This window comes from Bifidobacterium sp. W8103, from assembly GCF_016100775.1.
Lineage (GTDB): Bacteria > Actinomycetota > Actinomycetes > Actinomycetales > Bifidobacteriaceae > Bombiscardovia > Bombiscardovia choladohabitans.
Genome location: NZ_JACFRV010000001.1, coordinates 968062 through 983887, shown reverse-complemented (window position 1 = coordinate 983887; position 15826 = coordinate 968062). Strand labels below are relative to the sequence as shown.

The following is a 15826-nucleotide window of genomic DNA, read 5'->3' as shown; positions in this document are numbered from 1 at the left end:
ATCATGGCGGCCAAGCACAGCAAGACACCTAGGCAGCAGACCAGGGGCAAAACCGCGGCAGCCAGCAAGGCCAAGGCAACCGCGAGCGCGACAACGACCACGGTCGCAAGCCCGACCAGCACTGCGGCCACCACTTCAGCCACAGCTGCTGGCGAAGTGGCCAAAAAAGCCAGGCGGACCTCACATCGCTCCATCCGTGAGGCTACGCCAGTCACCATGGACGATGTCACCTCCCTGGCCAGCAAGGCCACCAAGCGTGCTGATAAGTCGATCCTGGTGATCTGCGGGGGCCTCAGCCATGAGCGTGATGTCTCCATCAGCTCGGGACATCGGGTCCAGGGATTCCTGGAGGAGGCCGGGTGGACAGTCCACGTCCACGACATGGATGGCTCGCTTCTGCCGTACCTGACCGACGAGTCGACCCGCCCCGATCTGGTTTGGCCTCTGCTGCACGGCGCCAACGGCGAAGACGGCTCCATCCGTGATGTCTTGGAGATGGCGGGACTGCCTTACATCGGATCCCGGGCCAAGGCCTCACGGACCGCTTGGAGCAAGCCCATCGCCAAGAACGTTGTCCGTATGGCCGGATTGCACACTCCGCATTCCGTGACGCTGCCCGAATCCATGTTCCGCGAGCTGGGTGTCGAACCCGTTATCGATATGCTTCTCGGCTCGCTGGGGCTCCCGCTCTTCATCAAGCCCACCATGGGCGGCTCAGCCATGGGGTGCACCATGGTGACTGAACAGAGCCAACTCACTCAGGCGCTGATCAACTGCTTTGCCTATGGTGATGTAGCGCTGATCGAGCAGGCTGTCACGGGCACCGAGGTCTCTGTGTCCATTCTCGAGTTTGACGGACACCCCCTGGTGCTGCCTCCGCTTGAAATCTGGACTCCCTCAGGCACCTACGATTTCGAAGCTCGTTCCACACCCGGCCCGACAGAGTTCTATGTTCCAGCCCGACTGGATGCCAAGACCACACAGGCTGTGAGCGATGCCGCGCTGACCGCCCACCGGGCTTTGGGGCTCCGCGACATCTCACGCACCGACTTCATCGTTGATGCCCAAGGACAGCCACAATTCCTGGAGTCCAACGTAGCGCCCGGCATGACGGACACCTCGCTTCTGCCACAATCAGCCTTGGCTGCCGGCTACAATCTACCAGAGCTATACACTGCATTGGTTCAATCAGTTTTGAATCAAAAACGGACCAACTGAAGCTTCAAGGCCCGTCTGGTTCTGCCTGTCATTCGGTTTTCATAAGCAAGATCCGCCCGATGTATGGTGTGCAATTTGCGCGATATACATCGTGCGGACCTGCAATAGCCCTAGCCTGCAAATACAGGCAGAGCATATAATACGCATGGCGGGTACTCTACACACAGTACGGATAAACAGTTTGGCACAGTAAGGTTTAACAGTTCGTATTCATTAAACCCGATGCTCTATTCTGCGTTTATTATTCTTAATTCTCATCATCATTCTTCTCCGGCAATCAAATGCCAGTTGTTCACCATCCACCACCCCTCGTCGGTTATTTCCTTCCTCCCTCCATGCGTCAAGCTCGACTCTTCGTTTCCCCTTTATGCTCCGTTTCCACTTACTCCCCTCCTTCACTACCTTCCTTTACTAACTCGCTTCTCCTTTACTACCCCACCTCATCTTTACTTCTCAGCCAAAGCCATGATTGATCCAAAGGGATGTTCAGTGTCGGTTTTTGTATTGTTGACAAGGCTAACGTGCAGAAGCAACGCAGGCGAATAAATTACCAATACCGGAATGGCTGGTCGCTCTCCAGGACTCAACTCACAATAGACAGCTGTATCGCTTCATACCCTTGCATGCAATCGTGGCCGGCATCAAATGTTTCACGTGAAACATCCCGGAAATAACAACTTACTTCATCAACTCCAGCGTAGGTCCCACTGATACAGCGCCTGTGATTGACAGCGATTCCCGCTCGTCAACAGTGCGAGTCGAATAAAGATATGGGACGGATGAAAATGAACACAACCTTCATGGAATCGCAACCACCATGAGTTCTGCGTCATTCAGCACAGGATGTTTTACCTTGTTATCGGTCAAGCGGACGTGACTACACATATCGATATATAGGCATCGCCGCTTTAGTGTCTTCAAGAATCGAAGCCTCTTTACTTGCCACCAAGACTTCGAATGAGAGCTGAGTCCGCATCAGTAAATTGCTATTCTGTCACCAGTATTGATGCACCAATTCATTCGTCGAATCGCTCATCCTCATCGTTGAGAGTGCGATCTTCATATCAGCATTAATCCATCGGGTCATATTGCTTACGCGGTTTGCTCCTACGCGCCCGCTGCAAAGCCTATCAATAAAAGTCCATAGATCAAGACAATCAATCCCCTGCAAATCAGAGGGTACATATACACATATCCAGGCGCATCCATGTTTGTCGAAAGACCGTACTTTCGCAAGATCGAACTATCTGTTGAAACTGTGCCCCACCGTGTTTGAACCGTCTATGTTACTGCCTGGCTAGATATATCTTACTTGTCCCTGCTGCTTCCCTCGCCCTTGTCCGATGCGTGCGAAGAATTTTCACCAGGTCCGTCCTGAGCTGAGGGTACATACTGGTCGGCAGTCCTAGCAGTCACATCTCCATCAGGATCAAAGCTTTTGTCTGTTATCGGAGAATCAGCATCCAAGTCGTCGTCATTCTCATCGGGACTCGGAGGATTCCAAAAACGCCAGCTATACCAGCTGTCATCCTCACTCTTGTCCTCTATTTGGTGGCTAGGGTGCTCCCGCAGCAACCGATTAACTCGGAGCATAAACCAAATCAGCACCAGAATCGTCCCAATATTGGTTACAATGGCTACTATTACGGTTTTCTCCATGGTTCAAGGATAGCCTGCTTCTGTCAGAACCCAGCTGACTGTGAGATACAAGCGCCCTTTTCGCCCACCGCGTGTGACCCAGTCATCCTAAATGGATACAGTAGCGTTATGAAGCAAACTGTTCATGATGCCATTGTTATAGGGTCCGGACCCGCTGGATACACCGCCGCCATTTATCTTGGCAGAGCTGGATATGCTCCACTCGTTATTGCTGGAGCTCTAACGCCCGGCGGTCAGCTTATGAACACGACGGAAGTTGAAAACTTCCCAGGATTCCCTAAAGCAGTGCTCGGTCCCGATTTGATGGATCAGATGCGCGACCAGGCCGAACATTTTGGTGCTCAGATCGAATACGATGATGTCGTCTCAGTCGACTTGCACGGAGACATCAAGCGGATCACCACCGATGGCGGCCAAGAATACCAAGCTCGATCCGTCGTCATCACCACTGGTTCGCAGTATCGTAAATTGGACATTCCTGGCGAGCGCGAGTTCTCAGGACGAGGGGTATCCTACTGCGCCACATGCGACGGCTTCTTCTTCAAAAACAAGCCGATCGTAGTTGTTGGCGGCGGTGACTCTGCTATGGGTGACGCGGACTTCCTGACCCGTTTCGGCTCTTCTGTCACACTGATCCATCGCCGCCAAGGCTTCCGCGCTTCAAAAATCATGGTGGACCGTGCCAAGGCCAATGACAAGATCAACTTCCTTCTTGATTCGGTCGTCACACGGATCAACGGCGACGATAGTGGCGTTACCTCCTTGGACGTACGCAATACAGCCACAGGCCAGCAATCCACCATTCCAGTTAACGGAGTCTTCGTCGCCATTGGATTCACCCCTCAGACTGCTTTCCTTAATGGCCAAGTTGACCTGGATCAGGACGGCTATATCCTGGTCGAGGGTGGGTCAACGAAGACTTCTGTACCTGGAGTCTTTGCCGCTGGTGATGTCACCGACAAGATTTATCGTCAGGCCATTTCCGCTGCTGGCATGGGTTGCCGTGCTGCACTCGATGCTCAGGAATATCTTACGAGTTTGGATAACCGATAAGGCTTGATACGCCTTCACAAACAAGAATTTACGTGCCTGGAAGTTTGTAAATGCCAGGCACTTTGTTTATTGATTACGCACAGCTGCCTATCAAGTTTCCTTTAGTTATTCATTGACCGCAACCAGACCCTCTACCCAACAGGAAAACGACAAATCCTAAAGCTGCTCCAATCGTTCCCCGCTGACATATAAGACCCTCTCCGCCGAGACAGCACCCCACGACCAGCCCTCCCCCATCGACACATCGCAAACCCTACAAACCTCGCCTGTCGAGGTTTGCTAACTCCCTTTTGGGCCAGAGCTATCCTCCCTCAAAAGTCGTATACAAGCCATAAGGACTTTTATGGCTATCTGACACATACCTAAGCAACTATCCGATAATTCCCAACCAGCCAATTAGTCAACCAGTCAACGCCTCACTGCATATCTTTTTCTTGAACATACCCATCCGTTTATCGACAGCTATGCATTTGAGATACCGAGGATTGGAGATAACAATCCACTCAGGAGTAGTTACCTGCCAAAATGACCAGGCTTGTTCGTCAGCAGGTTGTCACAGTCTACAGTTTGCCAGCAATATGTGTATTGCACACTATCTTTCAGTACAAACACAGAGTTCTTTGAGTAGCACATGCTGATAACTGCCGAATCATTCCGACACTAAGACAAATAAGAGAAAGACAGCGATTGCTTATCAGCTCAGACAAAACCAGACTAAGCTACGAAGCAATCGCTTGCATGAGCGGCGGGGTTTGGATGAGTAACCCCCGCAGTCGCTTTTTAAGAATCGTATCAAACTACGGGATCAGATCCAGCCTTTATCGCCCGAATGACCGTCATTGCTTGCGGTTTGATTCTTCTCCAAGAGAATGGCGACGATGCGGTCCATGTCTTCAGGTGAAGAAAATACGATTTCTATCTTCCCGTGCTTTTTCGTGCCCTTAATAGCCACCTTGGTATCAAAGTGACTTTCCAAATCCTGGCGCACAGGACTATCCGCCCAGGCATTTACTCTAGGCTTTTTTGCTTTCTTCTTCGCCGACCCTGTCTGCAACGCGACAAGTTCTTCGGTAGATCTTACCGACAAACCTTCAGCAATGATCTTGTCTGCCAGGGCAGCCATTGACTTTTCATCCGGCAAAGTTAGCAGGGCACGGGCATGTCCGGCTGACAGCACGCCTGAGCTAACCTTTTTCTGCACACTCGGGGGCAACTTCAACAATCGAAGTGTGTTGGTGATCTGTGGTCTTGACTTAGAGATTGACTTGGACAAACCGTCCTGAGTCAAGCCAAACTCATCAATCATCTGCTGATAAGCGGCTGCTTCTTCCAAGGGATTAAGAGCCACTCTATGAAGATTCTCGAGCAAGGCATCGCGCAGCATGGTGTCATCGCTCGTAGTTTTCACAATTGCAGGTATGGTATCCAGACCAGCCAATCGGGTAGCTCGCCAACGACGCTCACCCATTATGATTTCATAATGAGTTGTTTGCCGCAGATTCGCCTCTTTCTGATTTGGAAGCTGACTCGATCGTTCCTCACCGGTCTCAGCATCAATTGCTTTGGATTTACTTCTCCCATCGCCAACCGAGGTGGTCTTATCCTCGATTGTCCGTGGGCCGTCAGCAAGAGTCGACCTACGCACTACTATAGGCTGCAATACACCGACTTCCTTGATGGAGCGGGATAGCTCCAACAGCTCGTCTTCATCGAAGATATGCCGTGGTTGCTGGGCGTTAGGCCTGATATCATCCACACGCACTTCGGCCAAGTACCCACCCTGGACAGGTTTCAACAGCTCTTGGCTGTTGCCCTCCGTCTTATTCGGCTCGCTATCATTGCGAACAGCACCTGCACGGTTGGTGCTTTGCCGAGTCTCGTTTGCCTGACGGTCGACACTCTCGCCCGATTCCATCATGGACGATGTTTCACGTGAAACATTTGTCGTCGTAGGTCCAAAGAACAGATCACTTGGGTGTTCCAGGCTGCTGATGGACGGGACAGACCGACGCTTGGTAGTCCTCTTCAAAGTGGATGTTTCACGTGAAACATCCTCGCCGAGAGACTCAGAAATGCTGACACGTCTTTGTCCCGTCTTGGAACGTTTGCGACCGCTCTTGGAAGAAGTTGCCGTTGCAGCAAGTTGAGAACTTGCACGACCTGAATGCATTGTCTTGCGTTCTCTTTTGGCTCCTTCTTTTTCTGAGGCATCCGTCAGTGGGCCCTGTTGTCCGGCCGATTGCTTAGACAAGCCTTGAAGGGTAGGCTGCTCGTTACCTGAATTCGGTACTTTGTCATCTTGTTGTCGACTTTTTTCAACATTGGTTTCGTCATCTTCACCTGGCAGGGCGGGGAATAGAGCCCCCAAGCCCTTGCCCAACCGTGAACGGCTTGTCATGTCCTCACTCCCCCTGTCTTCTATTGGCTATGTGTTCTAGCACTTGCTCGGACCTCTGGGCGATTTCTAACGCTGCCTCTTCATATGCGATAGCACCTGCTCCCTTAGGGTCGTAGGTGACAACGCTTTGTCGGAAGCTGGGAGCTTCAGAGATTTTGACTGAACGCGGGATGGTCGTATTAAGCACTATCTCTGGATAATGTTCCTTGACCTGATCAAACACTTCTTTGCTGAGCAGTGTCCGTCTGTCATACATAGTCAACAACATGGTCGAGATTACGAGATAAGGATTATAGCTCTGCTGAACAAGCCCTATGGTATGCAGCAACTGTTGCAGTCCTTCGAGAGCATAGTATTCAGCTTGCACTGGAATCAATACCTCATTGACTGAACACATAGCATTTAGAACCAGCAATCCAAGACTGGGCGGGCAATCAACAAGAACATAGTCATAATGCTGATGGCAAACTTTGAGATAGTCGGCAACTGCTTTTTTCATGAGTTGATTGCGGTTGGGCATATCCGCAACTTCGAGCTCAGCACCACTTAAATCAATCGAAGATGGGACGACCTCAAGGTTGGGGAATTCAGGGGAAACCACCTTAACGTCGTCGATACCAAGACGACCCTCAAGCACATCATATGTTGACGGCGTCCCGGATTCGTGAGCCACACCCAGTGCAGTGGATGCGTTGCCTTGGGGATCCATATCGATGACCAACACACGTTGATCAAATTCAGCAAACGAACATGCCAAATTAACGGTGGTCGTGGTTTTCCCTACCCCGCCTTTTTGGTTTGCAATGGCAATGAAGCGAGTTTTTGCAGGGTGAGGGAACTCAGCCTTACGCAAGGCCTGATATCGCGCAGATAGATCTGCCATCTCCGCACCGGACACCGAACCGGTCCCGTCAGCGAATATTCGATTCAGAATATCCGTTGCCGTTTCCATACCTGATGTGTTCGGCGTGGGTTGCTCACCGACTTCCGGGGTATTTCTCGAAACGGGTTTCACCTTCTTCGATGCGGTCACGAACCTTCCTCCTTTTGGTAACCATTCAATTTTCCCGTCCTCGTTGGACATGTCAGAGCGGCCGCAAGTTATACACCGTCCTTGTTCATAACTGTGGATAAGTGTGGATAGCTTCATCAACACCTATGGAATGGACCCTTCCCTTAGATTATTCGTTTTGCCTTGCAATTATTGACAATTCTGCCACCTCACAACTCCTGCCATGGTTCACAGACAATAATGTGGATAATTCAACCACCGGGTCTCAATTGTGCATAACTTAAGTGTAGCGAATCGATAAATTGCTTACGTCGTCAATTTAAGCATCAACATTCATGGTTATAATCAATGAACAATCCGCATATTGGATGGACGCTATAAATACTGCAGCATCCCCAGATTGAACTTTGGGCGACAAGCCCAATACTAAAACAACAGAATATTGTTTCACGTGAAACATCTAGGCTTCCCCAGAAATATAGTTGCTCCGCTGATTATCAGTTCTACACAGTCCAGCGACATTGCTTTGTCTGTTTTATTTTCACATCTTTTCATCCAAGAGCATTAACTACTTATGGTTTTAGTGAACACCACTAAACCTGTTATTCCTAGCGTGGATTTTCATATCGCCATGTAATGGGCGGACATTTACCGATCAATGTTTCATTTGAGTTTGTGCGATTATGGTTAAAGCATCACTATCAAAGAAAGGGCCATGAACTACTTTTCTTATTAATACTTAAAATAGCATTGCGATATTCTTTCCCCTATGCTCCAATAACCTTGATCTAGATTCTTGCTATTTGAAGTGATTGTTTCATGTGAAACATTCCAACCGATCTCTATCTAGAAACCATCGACAAGCAGTGGCACTCACTGTATGAAATTCTGTGCGTTGATGCTACAAAATCTAATAGGTTTGAACGGCGCTTCTCAAAAATAGAATCATACGCAAATTCCTACCTTCAACGGTCCACTGAGCCATTTGGATCGACCAAGCCAGTAATCAATGGGGTACTGTTTACCTGAAACGGATCAAAGCCAATATTTGTTTGGTGATGTTTCACGTGAAACATCACCAAATGAACTAATCTGATACCGGTGAATAGGATTCGTAATGCTCAATTCAGTTGTCCCGGTACTCCGACATCTCAGGAATATTACATGCCGAGGACTGATTCGAAGACTTCTCTGTGCTAATTAATCAATGGTTCATATGATTTCCGCACATACGCTAGAACTGCATGACTCTATGAATGTTAATGAGGAAGCACAAAGATCAACACACTGGTCAAGAAGCAATGGCTCCCCTGATGTGAAGGAAACATCTATATAGGGACAGTAAGACGAGCATAGCAACAAAAGTCTAATAATTGAAACAAGTCAATTGATGGATCACTAAACAGCTAAAGGACGACGTCTCCAGAGAATTTAAATACAACGTCAGAATGATAGCGGTACGTCCAAGTCCGAGATAAAACATCATACTACTTGAGCAATATTGTATGGAATACTAGATCGGGATGGAATGATACTGACAGGCTAAAGCCAAAGAGTCGCAGCCCGATTCGGAATAACCAAGAGATAGAACATCTATATTTCAAATAATATAGCAATGATAAATCGCGTGGACTGTGGTTTGTGATGCTGAGGTCAATCTATAACATCAAAAAACCTAGTAAGTTTCAGACTGAAAGGACATCCGTGGCAGACAGTAAAGATGACCCGCCTATTTACATTCCCTTATAATCCATCAATCCATCCATCTTGATTAAGCATCAGTCAAGCTGATGCGCGGAAAAGACCGACTAAATCTGATCTGACATAATCAGTCAATCTCCGATCAATGACTCTATATGGTTTTATCTTGAATTGAGATAATGTTTTATCTTGTATAGTCGATTCTTACGTGCCATCAGGCCGAGTTTCTGACACCGCAGTCATTCATTAATGCATATCGGTGTCGTGCTTTAGCGTTTGTCCACAAGAACCACGTGAGTATCCTCAAGACCGGGAGCAACTGGAGCTTTGCAAACTCGTGGATTCTCTCCATGAAATTTTTTTATCTCTTTGGCAGCCTTATCAAGCTCCGCCTGAGCCGAACGACCCTTAAGAGCGATAAGCTGACCTCCCGATCTCAAAAGAGGTAGAGTCCATCCTGAGAGCTTAGTCATGGGGGCTACAGCTCGGCACGTCACGACATCAAAACTCTGTCGAACCGAAGGATTGAAGTCGACGTTTACTGGACCTTCTCTACCAGTTACCGTCGAGGAGTCATGACTGTTTACAACTGCATCTTGTTGGCTGTCACCATTTCTTGCCGCAGCAAAAGCTGAGGAACCACTGCCGGAAACGGAAACAGATTGTTCTGCATTTCGCTTGCGATCGTGATGCCGGCCATGCAAATCTTTTTTGTTATGCCGCGTTGACGCATGGGATGATTTCCGGACCAGATCCTCTGCACGTTTTCGAAGCACAACCGCATTAGTCAAGTGCAATTCATCAACGACTTCCTGCAACCAAATCACACGCCGCTCCATTGGCTCGACAAGAACAACATTGCACTGCGGCAGGCAAGCTGCCAGTACAATACCGGGGAAGCCCCCACCGGAACCAATATCCGCCACCGTTGCTGTCTGACTGTCAGTGGTTAATCGCTCTCGCACGAAAGGTACAACAGCCGCTGAATTGAGAATGTGTCGCTCCCAAATAATGTCTTCATCGCGAGGACCAATGATGCCCCTCTCTACACCCTCGCGCAAGAGTTTGTCATGAAAACGCTGCATGGGCAACAGAGCATCGCCGAGCACCTGCCTCAAGAGGGGACTATCGTTCAGCTCTTCATCCACAACAGCCATTTCAACTCCTTACATTCACCTTCGGCGCCCAGTCTGGTCACAGCTACAGACTGCGACATTGTCATACTGTCTCGTATCCGCGGGACTTAACACTGTCAGAATCGAAAACCTTCGAATCCCTAAGACTGCCACCAACATATGGTCTTCAACCGCAAAAGAGCGTCGAGAGCCATTTATCAGTATCCTATCGGAAACAGCATAGGTACAGTCTCCGATAGAGGATCAACAACCATGGGCATTTCTGATTAGACATCATGGCGAACTAACCGCCATCATGAACAAGACGACTCGACACAGCTGGCAGCTGTCACAATACACCCGCCAAATGGCACAGCCTTGGGAGTACGACCGCATCAAACCGTAAACGCTCTAAAAGGCCGACATCATAAGTATTCCATCGGCGCACAGCCCTGCGCGGCTCTACAGTCACTCCCTATCGGCATCCGCAGGATCGTCATCAGCCGCGTAGTCGGCCGCATCATCGACCTGATCGGTTTCATCCGCCTCCAGCGGGGCATCATACCCGACTGGCTCACCCTCAACATCGTCAGGCAGGTCCTCGTCTTCGCTCTTGGCCCTCAGGTAGACGGTGACATAACGGTGGGGTTCCTCGCCATGGGAGCGTGACTTCAGCCCCTCCTCGCGAACCATGTCATGGACGATCTTGCGCTCGAAGGAGTTCATAGGCTTCATATTGACTGGTTCGCCAGTCTCACGGACCTCGTCAATCACGTCCAGGGCCTGCTCGCGAAGATGTTCACGCTTGCGCCGCAGGAAGCCGTCCACATCCACGATCAGATGGGAGCGCTCCCCTATCTTCTGTTGCACGGCCAGCCGTGTCAACTGTTGAAGAGCGTCGACTACCTCGCCATCCTTGCCGATCAGATGCTTGATATCCGTGTCGTCGTCAGCCACAATCTGCACGGTTGGACGGTGGTTGCGTACCCCCATCTCGATATCACCCTCGTAATCGACGATGTCCAGCAACCCCTCCAGATAGTCGGCGGCGACATCCGCCTCCTCATTGAGTTGCTCGATGGTCTTTCCCTGGTCCAGAGACTGAGACATCTATGCTCTCCTTACACGCGTTTACATCCGATTCATAACCTCAGGTCCACTGGATTCCTGGTCTGATTCCTGGTCACCAATCGAGTGTCCAGTATTGAGGATACACGGACGTGATGATTGCAGACTACTCCAGTATCCACCCGACCGAAAGCTGGGTCACCACGCCGGTCACCACTGTCAGCAGCCGCCTCAACGGCCGCGACGTTTGCGGTGGGGCTGAGAACGCTGGTGGGAGACGTTCTTGTTGTTGCGGGCTTCCTCCTCCAACCGCTTGGCCTCCATCAGCTGCTCCTCCTCCAAAGAGGGCAGCCCCTGGCGCTTGCGACGAGCGTTCTCATGTCGGTGATCACGCTCCTCCTTGCTCTCTGCAGCCGGCGAGCCGGGAGTGGGCATATGGCGAACCTGGAAGAGGGTTCGGCCCAGGTTCCAAAGGTTGTTGGTCAACCAGTAAATCAGCACGGCGAAGGGGAAGTAGATACCCGAGAAGATGTACATGACCGGAAAGATGAAGGCCATCATCTGCTGCATCTTGTACTGCTGTCCCTGCATGGCCGACCGGGGCATGTTCCGCCGGACGTTGTGGAACTGCGAGTAGAACATGGCCAGGCACATGAGCACGATGAAGACCACAATGACTATGCGGCCGGCACCCTGGGCGGACATGAAGTTGTCAGAAATCCTCAGACCGAAGAAGGTGGTCTCCTCGAATTCTCGTGCCACCTGTCGATTGAATGCTCCCAGGGGTGCCCGCTTGCCCCGGGCAATGAAGGGCACAGCCGAAAGCACGTAGAACATGGTCATGAAGACCGGGCCCTGGACCAGCGCGGGCAGACAGGACCCCATGGGGTTGGCATGGTTGTCCTGATAGACCTTCATGGTCTCACGGCTCATGGCCTCTCGGCTGGCCGGATCCTTTTTGTTGCGATACTTGTTCTGGATCTTCATCAACTTCGGCTGCAGGGCCTGCATCTTTTGCATGGATCGCAGCTGCTTGATGAAAAGCGGCAGCACGCACAGGTTGACGACCAGCACCAGCATCACTACCGAAAGCGCCCAAGCCACGCCGGGACCCTTATGGAACCCGATCAGAGTCAGGAACTTGTGGCAGTAGGTCATGATGTAGGTCATGAGCCACTCGATGGGGTACAGAATCTTGTAGAAGAAGCCGTATATGCCCGTATCGAAAGTAAAAGTGTCGTTGTTCTGGAACATTGTCAGGCCGTCTCCTTGTCTGGGGCCATGGGGGTCAGCCGGGCCTCCTCATGGGCCTTGGACCACGAGAACCGATAGAAGATGGAAAATCTTTGGGGCACGTCATCGATCCCGCCATTGTTGAAGGGCGTGCAACGCAAGAGCCGCAGAACGGCCAGGATGGTTCCACGCAAGGCCCCGAACCTCCTCAGAGCGGTCAAAGCATACTGGGAACAGGTCGGGTAGTAACGGCATCTCGGCGGCGAAAGGGGCGAGATGTGGCGCTGATACCAGCGGACTGCACCCTGCAGAGCCCGGGAGGCCAGGCCGCTCATGCCCTGCATCCTTCCCGGACTTCCGGCAGTTGAACCGGTTGACGCTTGGATCCCGCGGCGAGCTGCAACTCCGACTGTCCCTGTACATCGAGACCGTTGGCGGTCTTTCCGCTCTTGCGCATGAGGTCGCGGAAGAGCCTGTCCACTTGCTCTTCCAGCTGTTTGTAGGTGGCATTGGCGGCGCTGGGTTTGGCGCGCATGACCAGATCACAGGAGGATGGCAGCAGGTCCTCCTTGGATCCGGCAAGTTGCCTGAATCTGCGCTTGACCTTGTTCCTGGTCACAGCCTTACCCACATTTTTGGATACAGCGAGCCCCATGCGGCGTCTGCCTGCAGGCAGGATGTCATGCCGCCCTTCACGCACAGCCGATGTCACCGGCAGCGGGGTCGCCGTCCGGTCAGATCCGGGTATCAAGTAATGTATGACCAGATCCCTGCTGCTGACCCGATGGCGTCGCCTGAGCACCGCCGTGAACTCCCGGTGGCTCCTCAGCCGCTCCACCTTCTGAAAAGGGATTGGGATCCGATTCAGGCGGAGAGGGTCCGACGGCCCTTGGCCCGGCGGCGGTTGATCAGGGCGCGACCGGAGCGGGTGCGCATGCGAGCGCGGAATCCGTGCTTCATGTGACGACGGCGATTGTTGGGCTGGAATGTCCTCTTCATAATTCGTTGCTCCCGTGTGTAGACATACTCGAGTACGGCTCGTTATGAGTCAAGCTATATCACGGTACACATGAGCCGGGACGGAGTCAAACGAGCCCCCGCCATCCAGCTGGCGAGAACCGCTCCATACCCTGTGCAAACCCTGTCATAGAGGGAGAAAGAGCATCTTCACTTATCCACAAATTACATCACTGTTATTCACATTCGGCGCAGATACAACACGCTATCCTGTGGATAACCGCGCAAAGTCGGTGTAACAATGGGCTACTGTCTACTTTGAGAGAAGCAGGAAGACCGGGAAATCCGTCGTCGAGAAGAGAGGAGCACACTGATGGCGCAGGATCCGCTGGATGCCGCTGCCCAGGCCAAGAGAATCTGGGATTCGGTCCTGCAGGTGCTCCGCTACAGCAGCTCACTGACCTCCAGGGACAAGGGCTGGCTTGAGGACATCACCCCAGAGGCGGTCTTCGGCACCACCATCGTTCTGCGGGTCTCCTCCAAGGCCACCCAGGAGGCTGTGCAGGGACCGCTCAGCCAGCCGCTCCTCAATGCACTGCAGCTGGTCACCAACCAGGAAATGTTCCCGGCCATCAAAATCGTCTATCCGGAGCAGATGGCCAAGCAGAAGGCTGCCGATCAGCCGAACGAACAACACGCATCAGCCATGGCTGGTTCCGCCCCGGGCAGCGGCGAGTTCCGTCAGGTTCCCAGTCCAGCTCAGAATCCCTATGGCGACTATCAGCGTCAGGCCGGTGCCGACCGATCATCAAGCTCGGAGGTCCGCTCGGGCTGGCGGACCGAGAATGCTGGAACCTCCAAGTCCCCGATTGTTTCCGTCAATGACTTCCACGAGGGTACCTATGTGCCCATGACCCTGGATATGCAGGCCGAACTGTCCGAGCCCTCCCCCACTATGAGACCAACGGCAGGCGCTGATGCCGACCAGCCGAGTGAGACAGAGAGGACCGCATCCCGGCCCGCCTTCACCGTGCCCCGCTTCCCCATGAGCCAGAACCGGGTGGAGCGCGATCCACAGACCCACCTGAACAAAAACGCCACCTTCGACACCTTCGTCCCGGGCGACTCCAACCGCTTTGCGCGGACCGTGGCCCTGGCCGTGGCCGAAGGATCAGGTCAGGACTTCAACCCCTTGTGCATCTACGGCAGCTCGGGCCTGGGCAAGACCCATCTGCTCAACGCCATCGGCAACTATGCTCTGGTCAAGGACCCCTCGCTCAAGGTCCGATACGTCAACTCGGAGGAATTCACCAACGAATTCATCGACGCCCTGCAGAACTCCACCCAAGGATCGGGCCAAATCGCGGAATTCAACCGCCGCTACCGGCAGGTGGATGTGCTCCTTATCGATGACATCCAATTTCTTGGGGGCAAGGAAGCCACCCTGGACCAGTTCTTCCACACCTTTAATGCCCTCCATGACGCCAATAAGCGCATCGTCATCGCCTCGGATGTGGCTCCCAAGAATCTGAAAGGCTTCGAATCACGACTGATCTCGCGCTTCGACTCGGGTCTGACCGTAGACGTCAAGCCGCCAGACCGGGAGACTCGGGTGGCCATCCTCAGAATGATGGCTTCCATGAACGGGGTCAGCATCCCCAACGAGGTTCTGGATCTGATCGCGGAACGCTTCACTGAGAACATCCGAGAGCTTGAGGGTGCCCTGACCCGTGTAACCGCCGTGGCCAGCCTCAATAATCAGCCTGTCACCACGGCCCTGGCCGAACAGACGCTGCAGGATTTCTTCTCTACGGATGTGGAGATCAAGCCCACTGACATCATCTCCCAGGTGGCCAAGTACTTCCATCTGACCTTCGATGATATCGTCGGCCGCACCCGCACCAAGAACATCGCCCTGGCCCGGCAGATCGCCATGTATCTGGCCCGGGAAATGACCAGCATGTCCTTGGTAGATATCGGCGAGGTCTTCGGCGGCCGCGATCACACCACAGTCATGCATGCCTATACGCGCATATCCAACGAGATGCAGGAAAAGCGGGAGATTTACAACTACGTCATGGAGCTGACGGTCCGGCTCAAGCAACCTCAGAACTGATACGACACGCAGATACCTGTGTGGATTAACAGAAAAAGATATCCACCTACTTATCCCCGGATGTGGGCAAACCCTGGGAATAACCCACCGATTTTTCGGGGACAAGTGGTGAATTTGTAGCGAATAACCACCAGACATTTGTGGACAACTAGCCGAGAATCCGCGCTTGTGGATAACTTGACCTTTTATTCACATCAATCTCACCACTTATCCACATCACACGGGTAATGCCCATCCACCTCGTTGCAAGGATTCGAGAACTTATCCACAGCATCCACCGAGCTTATTACGATGAC

The 15826-nt window shown here is 52.1% G+C and carries 11 protein-coding genes and 1 pseudogene; 3 read left to right on the top strand and 9 right to left on the bottom strand.

Annotated elements, in window-relative coordinates:
• The first annotated feature begins 3 nt into the window (after positions 1-3).
• Entirely contained in the window at positions 4-1218 is a 1215-nt protein-coding gene (locus H3U90_RS03685; RefSeq protein ID WP_198177089.1) for a D-alanine--D-alanine ligase family protein, read from the top strand.
• A 1308-nt stretch (positions 1219-2526) separates the two neighbouring features.
• On the opposite strand, the gene H3U90_RS03680 is transcribed toward H3U90_RS03685, so the two are convergent.
• Positions 2527-2877, bottom strand: coding sequence for a hypothetical protein (locus H3U90_RS03680; RefSeq protein ID WP_198177088.1), 351 nt, complete (start codon positions 2875-2877; stop codon positions 2527-2529).
• A gap of 108 nt (positions 2878-2985) precedes the next feature.
• Between H3U90_RS03680 and trxB the strand changes: the two genes are divergently transcribed.
• On the top strand, positions 2986-3930 hold the full coding sequence (gene trxB / locus H3U90_RS03675; RefSeq protein WP_198177087.1) for a thioredoxin-disulfide reductase: 945 nt from the start codon (positions 2986-2988) through the stop codon (positions 3928-3930).
• An 805-nt stretch (positions 3931-4735) separates the two neighbouring features.
• Here the strand turns inward: trxB and H3U90_RS03670 are convergent.
• The 8 genes and pseudogenes from H3U90_RS03670 to rpmH all read right to left on the bottom strand — a co-directional run bounded on the left by H3U90_RS03670 (position 4736) and on the right by rpmH (position 13456).
• Positions 4736-6328 (bottom strand): ParB/RepB/Spo0J family partition protein, encoded by a 1593-nt coding sequence (locus H3U90_RS03670; protein ID WP_198177086.1) that lies wholly within the window; start codon positions 6326-6328, stop codon positions 4736-4738.
• Between the two features lie 4 nt (positions 6329-6332).
• A complete protein-coding gene (locus H3U90_RS03665) occupies positions 6333-7280 on the bottom strand; it encodes a ParA family protein (protein ID WP_198177601.1) in 948 nt (315 codons plus the stop codon).
• 2030 nt (positions 7281-9310) lie between these two features.
• Positions 9311-10198, bottom strand: coding sequence for a 16S rRNA (guanine(527)-N(7))-methyltransferase RsmG (locus H3U90_RS03660; RefSeq protein ID WP_198177085.1), 888 nt, complete (start codon positions 10196-10198; stop codon positions 9311-9313).
• Between the two features lie 426 nt (positions 10199-10624).
• Entirely contained in the window at positions 10625-11266 is a 642-nt protein-coding gene (locus tag H3U90_RS03655) for a Jag family protein (protein ID WP_198177084.1), read from the bottom strand.
• Positions 11267-11455: 189 nt separating this feature from the next.
• Positions 11456-12478, bottom strand: coding sequence for a membrane protein insertase YidC (yidC, locus tag H3U90_RS03650; RefSeq protein WP_024627111.1), 1023 nt, complete (start codon positions 12476-12478; stop codon positions 11456-11458).
• Between the two features lie 2 nt (positions 12479-12480).
• Positions 12481-12792, bottom strand: a complete 312-nt coding sequence (gene yidD, locus H3U90_RS03645) for a membrane protein insertion efficiency factor YidD (protein ID WP_198177083.1) — start codon at positions 12790-12792, stop codon at positions 12481-12483.
• Between the two features lie 110 nt (positions 12793-12902).
• Positions 12903-13295: pseudogene (gene rnpA, locus H3U90_RS03640) on the bottom strand (ribonuclease P protein component); the annotation flags it as partial.
• Between the two features lie 26 nt (positions 13296-13321).
• A complete protein-coding gene (gene rpmH / locus H3U90_RS03635; RefSeq protein ID WP_015022700.1) occupies positions 13322-13456 on the bottom strand; it encodes a 50S ribosomal protein L34 in 135 nt (44 codons plus the stop codon).
• 331 nt (positions 13457-13787) lie between these two features.
• Here rpmH and dnaA point away from each other — a divergent pair, with 331 nt between their 5' ends.
• Positions 13788-15530, top strand: coding sequence for a chromosomal replication initiator protein DnaA (gene dnaA / locus H3U90_RS03630; protein ID WP_198177081.1), 1743 nt, complete (start codon positions 13788-13790; stop codon positions 15528-15530).
• Positions 15531-15826: the final 296 nt, after the last annotated feature.